We start from the raw sequence: 12,183 nt of genomic DNA, 5'->3' as shown, positions 1-12,183 counted from the left end.
TCCCGAGATTGGCGCATCTGAGCCGCCGGACCGCCAATTTCAACGTACCGAACGACTTCGTCGAACGCTTCGTGAAGCTGCACGACGAAGAATGGAAAACAGCAGAGGAGCACTGGGAGATCCTGGTGTCCAAAGTGCTCAACACCGACGCCGTGGACGCCAATGCGACGCGGCGCCGGGCGATTTATCAAGCGGTCGCCGCGACGGTGACCCTGCTCGAACGCACCGATCTGCGCGAACGGTGCCCGGAATGCGTCTTCGCACCGACGCGCAGACGGTGGATTCGGCCCTGGAGTTGGTGGCGGAGGTGAAACGCATGACGTCGGAACGACACTCCGGCTCCCCGGGCAGCTTCCGGAGGCTGAGCCGGGACCTGTTGAGACGGGCATATCCCGACGGTGACCGCGAGCACCTGGACAGTCAGGCGCGGGTCGTCGCCGGGGAGGTGAAGCACGCGCTGCGCTCGGACGGGCTCGCCGGGCGTACCGATGCTCACGCCGCTGACCGGCGGCTGCCCGGCCGATTCGCTTTCATCGCCGGCGCCCTGGGCGTGCTGCTCGGGGCGGCCGCCGGCTGGCTGATGGCGGCGCCGGCATCCGGGGTGGCCCCGGTCGCCGCCGCGGCCGTCACCGGGCTGTCCAGCCTCGGTATCTACTGGGCGCTGCTGCGGCGCAAGCAGCTGACCGGGGTGACCGAGGGCGTCATCCAGCTGTCGCCGGACACACTGCGCATGCTCGGAACCGGGGAGCACACACCCGGCCACGGCGTGCTGCACTACCTCGAGGCCAAACGCGAATCCGACGAACTGGTCGTGCTCGTGCACGGGCTCGGGCTGGACGCGACGGACTTCCGGGCCTATCTCGCCGAGACCCAGTACAACGCCGTGGCCCTGACTCTGTACGGCTTCAACCCCGACGACAAGGACGACGAGGAATACTCGCCGATCTCCCTCGAGTCGCACGCCCAGTTGTTCGCCCGGGCCATTCGCCACCTTCAGGCGCAACATCCGGGAAAGCGCATCTCGCTGGTCGGCTTCTCGGTCGGCGCCGACATCATCCTCATGCTCTCCAAGCTGGCCGGTGACGTTCTCCGGGACCTGCAGATCCACCGGGTGCTGCTGCTCGATCCCAACATCAATCGGGACACCATGGTGATCTCGAAGAGAATCGCCGATGTCGACGTGGACCAGCCTTTGCAGCAATTCAAGGACCTGCTGACATCGGCGACCAGCATCGAGGAGCTGCGCTACCTGTGCTCCTACGTCTTCAAGGCAGCCAACAAGGACATGGACCAGGTACGCCGGCACGCGCAGGACATCCGTAAGGTGTGGGAGGACCAGGACGGTGTCGAGCAATTCGTCGAGTACCTCACGCAACTGACCAAGATATGCAGCGGAATCTTCGTGCTGCTGTCGCTGGGCGAGAAGGACCTGCTGATGGAGTTGCGGGACAAGGCCTTCGACTTCGGACTGAGCCCGAACAACTTCGGCTGGTCCCGGTCCGGCCACTTCGAACTGCTCGACCCGAGCTTCCTGCGCCAGCAGATCGACTATCTGCTGCAGTAGGTCAGGTGGAGCGGGTGAAGCCCTCGTCGTGCCAGTAGGCGGCGGCGCGGCTGGTGCGGCGGACGACGCGGTCCGCTTCGGGCGGGGCCGGCCAGAACGCCAGCAAGTAGTGATCGATGGGTTCCACACCCTCACGCGGGCCGTGGTAGCCAGTCGCCTCGTCCATGCCGCGGGCGCAGTAGCGGACCCGGTACGCCACTCCCGCCTGCAGGCCGGGCAGCGGGTACTCGTCCACGTGCCAGGTCATCAGGGTTACCTCGTCGCTGACCGGGGTGAACGACACCTCGACGATCTCCTCCCACCCGTCCTCCGGCGGCGGGCCGTCACGCAGCTCCACCCGCAGCTGCACCTTTCCGTCGTGGCGGCCGGTGACCAGGAACAGCCCGCCGGGCACCTGGGCGCCGCACAAACCGTTGGCCTGGCCGGGGAACGCCTCAGTCGGGTCGGGCTCGTCGTCGAAATCGCTGGTGACGTAGAACTGGCCGTAGGCGGTGCTGATCAGATCGTCGTACAGCGCCGGCATCACGTGCTCCCCATCAGCGATATCGTCAAGGTCATGGATCAACGGCGTCCCACCCTCGCCGACGTCGCCCGGGTGGCCGGCGTGTCGCGGGCCACCGCGTCCCGCGCGATCAACGGCGCGTACGGCACTTCGGAGACCGTACGGGAGCATGTGCGCGCGGTGGCGGCCCGGCTCGGGTTCGAACCGCACGCGGTGGCCCGGGCGCTGGCGACCGGCCGGGGCGGCGCGGGCCGGCGTGAGCGCATCGAGGTGCTGATCGTCGACGCGGATCCGGCGGCGATGAGCGCGAAGCCGTTCTACGGGCGGGTGCTGACCGGCGCGATGCGGACGCTGGGTGGGCAGGAGATCTCGCTGGACGTACGCCGGGTTCCGGAACCGCCGGCCGGCGACACGGACCCGCCGTTCGGGCGACTACTGATCAACATGCCGGGTGCGGCGAGCGCTGCCTACGCGCGGCGTACGCGGACGGTGTCGCTGGGCCGCTCGGCGCCCGGGGTGGCTTTCGTCGCCCCGGACAACGACGGCGGCGGCTACCAGGCCGCCCTGCACCTGGTCACGACCGGCCGGCGCCGCATCGGCGCGGTGTTCGGCCCGCCGACGCCGTGCGCGCAGGAACGCCGGGCCGGCTTCCTGCGGGTGATGGCCGGTGTCGCGCAGGCCGTGACCGCGGTGGACGGTGACTTCACCCGGGCCACGGCCTATGCGGCCACCAAGCAGCTGCTGGCCCGGGAGCCGGGTCTGGACGCGGTGTTCGCGGCCTGCGACGTGACCGCGATGGGCGTGCTGCAGGCGTTGCGCGAGGCAGGCCGACGGGTCCCGGACGACGTCGCGGTGGTCGGCTTCGACGGCAGCGCCTTGGCCGAGGCCGCGGACCTGTCCTCGGTCTACATGCCGGTCGAGGACGAGGCAGCGTCCGCGGTGCACCACCTGCTGGACCCCGGCCTGCCGGCCCCGGCCCGGCTGCCAACCTCCCTGACAGTGCGCGGCTCCAGCTGACAGCGGCCGCTCCCCCGCCAGCTCAGCCGTCCCCACACCAGCAACCGAGCCGTCGTAGCACCCATGAACGGCGGCTCGCCTCCCCGGCCATGGCGCACGCCGGTAACTCAGCTTGCCCCCCGCCTCGCGCCGGACCCGTCCGGCCGACAACGCCTTTGGCGACCGCGCAAGCAACGCGGAACGCCAGCCGGGCAACCCCGGCTGACCACCAGCGCTGCTTCCGCGGGCTGGAAACGCCACTCCGCGACAGCCGAGACCACCCAGCTGACCACCAGCACTGCCACAACCGGCACGAGACAGCACTGAGCGACAGCTAGACCACCCAGCTGACCACCAGGGCTGCTTCAACCGGCAGGAAGCAGCGCTGGGCGTCAGCCAGGCCAAAGGGCATTCCGGCCGGCAGCGCCTTGCCGCGCCGCAGCCGGGCGGCACGGCCGGCGGGCCGGCGCGATCGGCGGGCCGGGCGGGCCGGCGGCGATCGGCACGGCCGGGCAGGTGGGTGGCGATCGGCGCGGCCGGGCGGGTGGGTCGTTACCGTGGGGTCGAGGTCCGCCGTGCTCGACGGGTCAGCGACCGGTCTCGGTTCTGAGAAAGGTGTTCTTGTTGGTCTAGCTGTTGCCCCAGAGCGTCACCTTGCCGTAGGCAGCTTCTCCGCCGAGTCGGGCTCGGCCGCCGCGGCGATGCCGCCCGGTGTCAGGCAGGGGTCGCGGCGGCGATCACGCTCGGGGATGTCGCTCCCCTGTGGACACGCCAAGGATCAAGAGTGGAGGAGAGGTGGCAGGGGCGTGGCCTCAGGCGTACATCAGGTGGAGGGTCATGCCCTGGTCGGCGTGGGGCAGGTTGTGGCAGTGGTTGGCCCACATGCCGGGGTTGTCGGCGTGGAAGGCGACCTCCCACACCTCCCCCGGGCGTACGTCGAAGGAGTCCAGCCACAGCGGACTGCCGGTTGACCGCTGCCCGTCGCGGGAGAGCACGAGCACATGATGGCCGTGCAGGTGCCACGGGTGGACCTCCAGGGAGCGGTTGACGATGGTGAACTTGACGATGTCGCCGCGGCGGACCACCTGGGTGGGGATGTCCGGGTCGGCGGCGCCGTTGACCGTGTGGGCCCAGCGCGGGAGCAGGCCTTTCAGGTCGAGGCCGCGGTCCAGCACCAGGGTGAACTGCTGGTCATAGCGGGTGAATGCGGCCGGACCGGCAGCGCCGTAGGTGAGCGGGTCCAGCACCGGCCGGCCGGGAGGAGCGGGCGGCGCCGGGCCGGTCGACCAGGCCACCCGGTTGTCCACGGTCAGGGCCACCGGACGAGACGGCGCCCTGAACGTCAGGTCGTAGCGGCCGCCGGCGGGGATCAGCACCGCGGTGTCCTGCAGTGGGGCCGGGGCGCGCAGGTCGTACCCGTCGATCGCGGCGACGCGGAACGGGGTGCCGGCCAGGGCGTACCGATGGGTGCTGTTGTCGGTGTTGATCAGCCGCAACCGGACCGGCGTGCCCTCCGCGACTGACGCGCTCACCGGCTCGCCGCCGAAGGTGAGGGCCACGTCGAGGCCGGCCGGTGCGGACGGATGCACGACGAGCACGCCGTACAGGCCTTTGCGGACGCCGAGGTCGGAGGCCGAGTGGGTGTGGTACCAGTAGCTGCCGGCCTGGTCCGCGCGGAACCGGTAGACGAACTCCTGCCCCGGCCGCACCACGTCCTGGGTGATGCCGGGCACCCCGTCCTGGCTGTTCGGCACGTCGTAGCCGTGCCAGTGCAGGGTGACGCCCCGATCGATGTCGCGGTTGCGCAACGTGATCTCCAGGACGTCACCCACGGTCGCCGTGAGCTGCGGCCCGGGCACCTGCCCGTTGAACGCCCAGGCACCGTCATCGCGCGCACCAGCCGTCAGGGTGAAGCGCTTGGTCGGTTCGCCCAAGGTGGGCTCGGCGCCGGCTTGATGAGTGTGGGGTACGGGTGAAGCGCCCCCCGTTGCTGCGGCCAGACCGGTGCCGGTCACCAGTGCACCGAGAGTCACCGCGGTGATCGCCCGGGACAGCCTGCGCGGACGGCGTGGACTGAGGAAACGCCAGGTGACCGCGGTGGCCGCGGCTACCCCGGCGACGGTGAGCACGATGACGCCGGCGGACAGCGGGTAGCCGTGCAGCAGCGTCACTAGGAGAGCGGCCGTCTGCGCGTACCCCGCGAAGAAAAGCGCAACCGGCTGCGGCCGGACCATCGCGAGCAGCGCGGCCAGCGCCAGCGGCGCCGCGATGACCACCTTCTCGGCCGCGAACCACCAGCCGGCGCGCGCCAGCACCACCGTGGTTACTGCCCGCGCCAGCGTGAAGGCCAGCGCGCCCAGACTGATGCCCAGCGCGATGCGGCGGCGCCCGGCTGCCGCCGCGGCGCCGGCGCCCAGCCAGCCGGCGGCCGCGAGAACCGCGATGACCAGGTCGAGGGCGAGCACCGAGCCGGTGGTCATGCCACACCCTGGGGTACCGGAACGTCGTCCGCCAGCATCTTAGCGGCCCGCATGACGCCGACCACGACGTGCACGGCGATGATGCCGTTGACAGCATGCAGCCCGCCGATGGTGAGGCTGACCGGGGTGCTGGCGCCGGAGGCGTCGGTGAACGCGCCGGCCAGCATGGCGATCAGCGCCTGCAGGATGACCAGGCCGAGCGGCAGGACGGTGAGGCCGACGACCCGGCCGGGCGCCCGGGCGAGGACTGCGCACAGGATGGTGAGCAGGCACAGGGCCGGAATGATGGCCATCCCGGTGATGCTGTGCAGCGCGTAGGAGTCGTCGCCGCCGGGCTCGGTGAACGCGCCGACGGCGGCGAACACGAACTGCAGTGCGAACGCGGCCAGCAGCACGCCGCTGACGATCACGAAGAGTCTGCGCATGGTGGTCTCCTATCGATGGGCCGGGTCGAGGACGCGGGCGATGTGTGCGGTGGCGGTGATGGCGCCGAAGGCGACGAGCCGGACGAGGTCGGCGTCGCCGGGATGGGTCAGCCGCCACAGGCCCACGTCGCCGGGGCTGATCGCGGCGGGCGCGAACGCGGCTTTCAGCGCGATGCGGGTGGCGACGCGGTCGGCGCCGGGCAGGTCGCGGACCAGGTCGGTGGCCCAGTCGTCGGGCCGGCTCGGATGGCGGCCGTCCTCCCAGCTGACGGTTGCGGTCAGGGTCCGGCGGGCGGTGTCGCTGAGCAGGTCGCCGCCGGCCTCGGCGGCTTCGATCAGAGCGGCGTACGCGACACCGACCGGACTGTCCCCCGCCCAGGCCGGTGGCGCCGTGGTCGCCGGATCGAGCAGGGTCAGACCGTCGCCGGGCCGCTTGGGTTGGCGGGCGGCACGGGCGTAGATCCGCCCGCCGACGTTGCGGACCGCGGGCAGCCGTTGCAGGCCGCCGGGCAGCAGATCCGGGGCGAGCAGGGCGGACACCACGCGGTTGAGGAAGTGGAAGGTGAGCAGGGTGCCGGTCAGCTGCGGGCCGTACGGGCTGGTCCAGCCGGTCGCCCGCGGGGTGCGGCTGGTGGCGGCCCAGTGGACGAGTTCGGCGTGTCGGGGCCGGTCGGGCGTGCCGCCACCGGCGACGGTTTCGGCGAGCTCGTGTTCGCCGTGCGCGTGCAGCAGGGTGGCGTGCGCGTCGACGCAGAACCGGCAGCGGTTGGCGAGCGACACCGCCGAGGCGACGACCTCGCGGTCCACCCGGCCGGCCCCGCCGGCCAGCAGGGATTCGCGCATCAGCGCCCAGGTGGCGGCCATCAGCTGCGGAACCGCGGACAGCGCCTGGAAGGCGGGTGCGGGCCCGATGAAGTCGTCGCGCATCTGCCGGTAGACCTGCGCGGTGCGGCCGGTCGCCGCCTTCGCCGGCACCGGTGTGAAGAAGCGGTATGTCATGACTGTCGATGCTGGTCGCACCGGGCCGCGGAAGCGTCGTGCCGGTGGAGACACTTCGGCGGGCGCCGATACCGCGCCAGTGGTACGCCGGATCTACTGCGGGCGCAGGATGACCCGTGGGCGGGGCCGTCCTACAGTTCGCTCATGCGTCCCGATCTGCCCTACGCCCTCGGCGGTGTCGTCCTCGGAGTGCTGCTGCTCGGCAACGCGGCGCTGGCGCCCGGCGCCGACGCGGTGGGACTGCTCGACGTCGTCCTGATCGTGGTGATGGCGGCGGCGCTGGCGCTGTGCCGGCGGTTCCCGGTGCCGGCGCTGGCCGTGGTGACCGCGGCCATGCTGCTCCTGCACGTGCGGGTGCATGCCGGGGTGTCCGCCTCGTTCCCGGTGATCGGCGCGGTCTATCTGGCCGCCTGGCGCGGGCACCGGCTCGCCGCCGCCCTGGCCAGCCTGGTCTATCTCGGCGGGTTCCTGATCTCCGAGGTGTCGGCCGCGCCGCCCGGGCTGCCCGGTCAGCAGATGCTGGAACGCACCAGCCTGCTGGTCGGCTGGTTCGTGGCGGCCAACGTCGCGGGCCTGGTCGCCCGCCAGCATCGCGCCTACCTGGAACAGGTCGAGCAGCGGGCCGCCGAGGCCGAGCGCACCCGCGAGGAGATGGCGCTGCGCCGGGCCGGCGAGGAACGGCTGCGCATCGCCCGGGACCTGCACGACTCGCTGACCCACAGCATCTCGGTGATCAAGGTGCAGGCCGGGATCGCCGTGCACCTGGACCGCAAGAACGGTGACCAGCCGTCGGCGGCGCTGCTGGCGATCCAGGAGGCGAGCAGCACCGCGATGCGGGAGCTGCGGGCGACGCTGACCGTGCTGCGTACCCCCGCCGAGGAGGACCGGGTCGGGCTGGCGCTGCTGGACTCGCTCGCCGAGCGGACCCGGGCGGCCGGGGTGCCGGTGCAGGTGCGCGTGTCCGGGGAGCCCGCGGAGCTGCCGGCCGAGGTGGATCAGGCCGGGTACCGGGTGGTGCAGGAGGCGCTGACCAATGTGACCCGGCACGCCGGGCCGGCGATCGCGCAGGTCCACGTCGGCTACTCCCCCACCGAGCTGACCGTGGCGGTCAGCGACGACGGGCAGACGGCGGCCGGTGGGCCGGTCACGCCGGGGGTGGGGTTGCGCGGCATGCGGGAACGGGTCACCGGGCTGGGCGGGACGCTGCACGCGGATCACGGCGACGAGGGCGGGTTCACCGTACGGGCGACGTTCCCGCTGGACGGCCCGGCGTGATCCGGGTGTTGCTGGTCGACGACCAGGCGCTGATGCGGGCCGGGTTCCGGGCGCTGCTGGACGCCGAGGACGATGTGCAGGTCGTCGGCGAGGCCACCGACGGGGTGACCGGGGTCGAGCTCACTCGGCGCCTGCGGCCGGATGTGGTGCTGATGGACGTACAGATGCCGGTTCTGGATGGGATTGAAGCGACCCGGCGGATCAGTGCCGACCCGCAGCTGGCGGCGGTCCGGGTGCTGATCCTGACCAACTACGAGTTGGACAACTACGTGTTCGACGCGCTGCGCGCGGGCGCCAGCGGTTTCCTGCTCAAGGACGCCGACCCGGCCGAGCTGCTGCAGGCCATCGCGGTGGTGGCCCGTGGGGAGGCGCTGCTCGCGCCGACGGTCACCCGCACGCTGATCAGCGAGTTCGTGACCGGTGCGCCACCCGGTGACCCGGCGGCCGGGCGCGAGGTGCTGACCGCCCGCGAGCAGGAGGTCGTCGAGCTGGTGGCGCGGGGGCTGAGCAACGACGAGATCGCCGAGCGGATGGTGATCAGTCCGTTGACGGCGAAGACGCACGTCAACCGGGCGATGACGAAGTTGCACTGCCGGGATCGGGCGCAGTTGGTGGTGTGGGCGTACGAATCGGGGCTCATCGCACCGCGTCGCCGCTGACCGCACGCATGGCGATCCGGGTCGAGGTCATCACGGCGGCCCAGCCGAGCAGCGCGGCGACCGCGACGATGCCGAGATAGGTCAGCGGGTCGACGGACGGGATCAGGGTCCTGGTCAGGCCGATGCTGGTGCCGACCAGGGCCGGGATCGCGGCGAGCGTGCCGATGACGACGGCGGCGACCACGACGATCCGGGTCTCACGGTGCATCATCGCGCGGACCTGCCGGCGGGTCGCGCCGATCAGTTGCAGCAGGGCGAACTCGCGGAAGCGGGCGGCCGTCGCCATCACCAGGGTGTTCACCACGGCGATCGCGAGGTAGCCGAGCAGGACCGCGTTGAGGATCAGCCCGGCCGCCGATTCGCCGGTGGCGGCGTCGCGTTGCGCGGCGGCGAACGCGTCGCGGGTGTCGACGTGGACGGTCGGCAGGTGCCGCAAGGCGGAACGCAGCGCCTCGAGGTCGGCGCCGGCGACCAGCACCGCGAAGTCCAGGCGTTCGGTGGTGTGCTCCAGCACGACCTCGTGCGGCAGGGTGATGTCACCGAGGCCGAGGCCCCGCTCGTAGACAGCCACCACGGTGGGGGTGATCGGCGTGCCGTCGCCGAGGCGCAGATCGACGGTGTCGCCGAGCCCGGCGCCGAGGGTGCCGGCGGCGATCCGGCTCAGCGCCACGGTGTCGCCCCGCAGGCCGGCGACGTCGCCGTGCAGCACGCCGAGATCCATGGTCTCGGCGAGCCGGTCGGCGGTGACGCCCTGCGCCGCGTACGCCCTGGTCTGCACACTGTCGCCGGAGGGAAAGGTCGCCAGCGTGCGGGTGCGCACGACCGGGGTGACCGCCGCGACCCCGGGCACATCGCCCAGCAGGCCGGCGAGCCCGGGTGACAGGCCGGCGGCCGTGGAGGTGACGACGTAGTCGGCGCGCAGGCTCTGCGCGGCCTGGTCCTGCCCGGCCGCGGTCGCGGTCGTCGCGCTGAACAGCTGCCCGGCAGCGAGGGTGATCCCCATGATCAGCGGGGTGGTCGCGGCGGCGAGTCGCCGCGAGTTGGCGTGCGCGTTCGCGGTGGCGAGGAATCCGCTGACTTCGGAGCCGCGGTTCAGCCAGGGGCCGAGCAGGGTGACAGCGCCGCCGAGCAGCCGCGGCCCCAGCAGCGCGACGGCGAACACCAGCAGGAATGCCGAGAACGCGGCGCTCTCGGCGGCGGCGTCACCGGGCAGCCGCCACGGCAGGACCAGCGCGACGACCAGCCCGGCAGGGATCAGCAGCAGGCCGGCGGTCAGCCGCAGCCGGCCGAGCTTCGGCGGTTCCACCGCGGCTTCACCGAGCGCGTCCACCGGCCGCAGCCGGGCCGCGCGGCGGGCCGCGATCCGGCCGCCCAGACGGGCGGCGAGCAGGCACAACGCCATCGCCACCAGGACCGGCAGCGGGCTGATCGACAGGGTGAAGCCGGCGGGCGCGACACCGGCCAGGAACAGGTAGCTCAGTCCGATGCCCGGGATCACGCCGAGCGCCGCCCCGAGTGTGCCGACCACCGTGGTCTCCGCGGCGATCATGCCGAGGACCTGCTTCGGGGTGGCGCCGATCGCCCGCAGCAGGGCCAGTTCCCGCAACCGCTGCCGCACGGTCAGGGCCAGGGTGCTCGCCACCACGACCATGATCACCAGGACCATGCTGGCGCCGAACGCCAGGGACAGCTCGCTGAGGAACGACCGGGCGCCGCCGATGTCGAGGAACTCGGCCTCGCTGCGGGCTTCGCCGGTGTGGACGGCCACATCGGAGAACCTCGCCGCGATGCTTTCGGCCAGCTCGCCGGCGTCGGCACCGGGCGCGGCCAGCACGCCGATGGTGTCGACGCGGCCGGGCTGCCCGGTCAGCTCGCGGGCCCGGTCGTCGGTGAAGAACAGCGCGGACTGCCGGGCCGGGCCGCCGGGCAGCTCGGCGATGCCGCTCACCCGGTACGCCGACGTGGTCGACCCGACCGTGAGCCGCACCTGCTCACCGGCGGTCACACCGGCCTGCCTCGCCAGCGCCGCGTCCAGCACCACCTCGCCAGGTCCGGCCGGCGGCTGCCCGGCGCTGGTGGTGAACGGGCCGAGCGCAGCCGACTCCCAGCCGTGCCCGAGCGCGGCGACCTCGCCGTCTCCCGTCGACAGGCTGATCGCGACGCTGACATCGGGGATCGCCGCCCGCACGCCCGGCACCCGCGCGATCTCGGCGACCCGCCCGGCCGGCAGGGTGGCCCGCTCGGCGAACCGCGGATCCACGTCGTCGGCGATCGGGAGCGCCTGCGGAGCGCTGACCACGACGTCGGCAGCCCGATAGCGCTCGGTCGGCACGCTCGACCGCTGGCTGCTCTCCAGCAGGATCCCGCAGGCCGTGATCACCGCCGAGCCGAACAGCACCGCGACGAACGCCGCGACGAATCCGCCCTTGCGGCCCCGGATCGTGCTCCAGGCCAGTGCCAGCGCGCGTCTCGACATCATGCGGCCGCTCCCAGCTCGCCCAGGTGGGTCATCTGCTCGGCGATCTGCTCGGCCGACGGCCGGTTCAGCCGCCCGGCCATCCGACCGTCGGCGAGGAACGCCACGGTGTCGGCGTGCGCGGCCGCGACCGGGTCGTGCGTGACCATCAGCACGGTCTGCCCCAGCTCGTCGACGATGCTGCGCAGCAGGGCCAGGACCTGGCGGCCGCTGCGGCTGTCCAGCGCGCCGGTCGGCTCGTCGGCGCAGACCAGGTCGGGCCGGTTGATCAGGGCCCGGGCGATCGCGACCCGCTGCTGCTGGCCGCCGGAGAGCCGGCTCGGGCGGCGGTCGTGGTGCCCGGCGAGCCCGACCGCGGCGAGCACCTCGGCCAGATGTGCGGTGTCGACCGGTCGCCCGGCGAGACGGACCGGCAGGGTCACGTTGTCGGCCACGTTCAGCGCGCCGAGCAGGTTGTACGCCTGGAACACGAACCCGATCTGGTCACGGCGCAGCTCGGTCAGCCCGGTCTCGGACAGGGTGGACAGATCGGTGTCGCCCACCACGACCCGGCCCGACGTCGGCCGGTCCAGTCCCGCCGCGCAGTTGAGGAACGTGCTCTTGCCGGACCCGGACGGGCCCATCACCGCGGTGAACGTGCCGCGCGGGAACTCGGCGGACACCGCGTCCAGGGCGCGCACAGCGTTCCGGCCGGACCCGTACTGTTTCGACACCGCGTCCAGGCGCACCGCGTACCGATCAGATCTCATGCCTTCTGACGCTAGGGACGGCGCGGCGGCGACCCAATACGACCTGCTACCGGGCCGA

The 12,183-nt window shown here is 72.3% G+C and carries 11 protein-coding genes; 5 read left to right on the top strand and 6 right to left on the bottom strand.

Annotated elements, in window-relative coordinates; genetic code table 11:
• The first annotated feature begins 8 nt into the window (after nt 1-8).
• Both OHA21_RS11285 and OHA21_RS11280 read left to right on the top strand, forming a co-directional pair.
• On the top strand, nt 9-311 hold the full coding sequence (locus OHA21_RS11285; protein ID WP_328472972.1) for a DUF6313 family protein: 303 nt from the start codon (nt 9-11) through the stop codon (nt 309-311).
• Nucleotides 312-316: 5 nt separating this feature from the next.
• Complete coding sequence (locus tag OHA21_RS11280) at nt 317-1,564, top strand: alpha/beta fold hydrolase (protein WP_328472970.1); 1,248 nt, start codon at nt 317-319, stop codon at nt 1,562-1,564.
• Between the two features lies 1 nt (nt 1,565).
• Here OHA21_RS11280 and OHA21_RS11275 read toward each other — a convergent pair whose 3' ends face one another.
• Entirely contained in the window at nt 1,566-2,087 is a 522-nt protein-coding gene (locus OHA21_RS11275) for a hypothetical protein (protein WP_328472968.1), read from the bottom strand.
• A 33-nt stretch (nt 2,088-2,120) separates the two neighbouring features.
• Between OHA21_RS11275 and OHA21_RS11270 the strand changes: the two genes are divergently transcribed.
• Nucleotides 2,121-3,083, top strand: a complete 963-nt coding sequence (locus OHA21_RS11270) for a LacI family DNA-binding transcriptional regulator (protein WP_328472966.1) — start codon at nt 2,121-2,123, stop codon at nt 3,081-3,083.
• Between the two features lie 791 nt (nt 3,084-3,874).
• On the opposite strand, the gene OHA21_RS11265 is transcribed toward OHA21_RS11270, so the two are convergent.
• From OHA21_RS11265 to OHA21_RS11255, 3 genes are read right to left on the bottom strand one after another with little or no spacing between them, the layout of a single operon-like run.
• A complete protein-coding gene (locus OHA21_RS11265; RefSeq protein ID WP_328472964.1) occupies nt 3,875-5,542 on the bottom strand; it encodes a multicopper oxidase family protein in 1,668 nt (555 codons plus the stop codon).
• Nucleotides 5,539-5,967, bottom strand: a complete 429-nt coding sequence (locus OHA21_RS11260) for a DUF6220 domain-containing protein (protein WP_328472962.1) — start codon at nt 5,965-5,967, stop codon at nt 5,539-5,541. The genes OHA21_RS11265 and OHA21_RS11260 overlap by 4 nt, the downstream gene beginning before the upstream one ends.
• Before the next feature lie 9 nt (nt 5,968-5,976).
• The gene (locus OHA21_RS11255) at nt 5,977-6,966 is read right to left on the bottom strand and encodes a carboxymuconolactone decarboxylase family protein (protein ID WP_328472960.1); all 990 of its coding nucleotides are present in this window, start codon (nt 6,964-6,966) and stop codon (nt 5,977-5,979) included.
• Between the two features lie 144 nt (nt 6,967-7,110).
• Here OHA21_RS11255 and OHA21_RS11250 point away from each other — a divergent pair, with 144 nt between their 5' ends.
• A complete protein-coding gene (locus OHA21_RS11250) occupies nt 7,111-8,241 on the top strand; it encodes a sensor histidine kinase (RefSeq protein WP_328472958.1) in 1,131 nt (376 codons plus the stop codon).
• A complete protein-coding gene (locus tag OHA21_RS11245) occupies nt 8,238-8,900 on the top strand; it encodes a response regulator transcription factor (protein ID WP_328472956.1) in 663 nt (220 codons plus the stop codon). The genes OHA21_RS11250 and OHA21_RS11245 overlap by 4 nt, the downstream gene beginning before the upstream one ends.
• On the opposite strand, the gene OHA21_RS11240 is transcribed toward OHA21_RS11245, so the two are convergent.
• Nucleotides 8,878-11,379, bottom strand: a complete 2,502-nt coding sequence (locus tag OHA21_RS11240) for an FtsX-like permease family protein (RefSeq protein ID WP_328472954.1) — start codon at nt 11,377-11,379, stop codon at nt 8,878-8,880. The genes OHA21_RS11245 and OHA21_RS11240 overlap by 23 nt on opposite strands.
• Complete coding sequence (locus tag OHA21_RS11235; RefSeq protein WP_328472952.1) at nt 11,376-12,125, bottom strand: ABC transporter ATP-binding protein; 750 nt, start codon at nt 12,123-12,125, stop codon at nt 11,376-11,378. The genes OHA21_RS11240 and OHA21_RS11235 overlap by 4 nt, the downstream gene beginning before the upstream one ends.
• Nucleotides 12,126-12,183 lie beyond the last annotated feature (58 nt).

The organism is Actinoplanes sp. NBC_00393, assembly GCF_036053395.1.
Classification (GTDB): Bacteria; Actinomycetota; Actinomycetes; order Mycobacteriales; family Micromonosporaceae; genus Actinoplanes.
The sequence above is the reverse complement of the archived record's forward strand: the minus strand, read 5'-3'. Positions and strand labels throughout refer to the sequence as shown.

Bases quoted from the DNA above. Each gene is read 5' to 3' on its own strand.
- OHA21_RS11280 (WP_328472970.1), top strand. From the start codon at position 317: ATGACGTCGGAACGACACTCCGGCTCCCCGGGCAGCTTCCGGAGGCTG.
- OHA21_RS11275 (WP_328472968.1), bottom strand. From the start codon at position 2,087: ATGCCGGCGCTGTACGACGATCTGATCAGCACCGCCTACGGCCAGTTC.
- OHA21_RS11270 (WP_328472966.1), top strand. From the start codon at position 2,121: ATGGATCAACGGCGTCCCACCCTCGCCGACGTCGCCCGGGTGGCCGGC.
- OHA21_RS11265 (WP_328472964.1), bottom strand. From the start codon at position 5,542: ATGACCACCGGCTCGGTGCTCGCCCTCGACCTGGTCATCGCGGTTCTC.
- OHA21_RS11260 (WP_328472962.1), bottom strand. From the start codon at position 5,967: ATGCGCAGACTCTTCGTGATCGTCAGCGGCGTGCTGCTGGCCGCGTTC.
- OHA21_RS11255 (WP_328472960.1), bottom strand. From the start codon at position 6,966: ATGACATACCGCTTCTTCACACCGGTGCCGGCGAAGGCGGCGACCGGC.
- OHA21_RS11250 (WP_328472958.1), top strand. From the start codon at position 7,111: ATGCGTCCCGATCTGCCCTACGCCCTCGGCGGTGTCGTCCTCGGAGTG.
- OHA21_RS11240 (WP_328472954.1), bottom strand. From the start codon at position 11,379: ATGATGTCGAGACGCGCGCTGGCACTGGCCTGGAGCACGATCCGGGGC.
- OHA21_RS11235 (WP_328472952.1), bottom strand. From the start codon at position 12,125: ATGAGATCTGATCGGTACGCGGTGCGCCTGGACGCGGTGTCGAAACAG.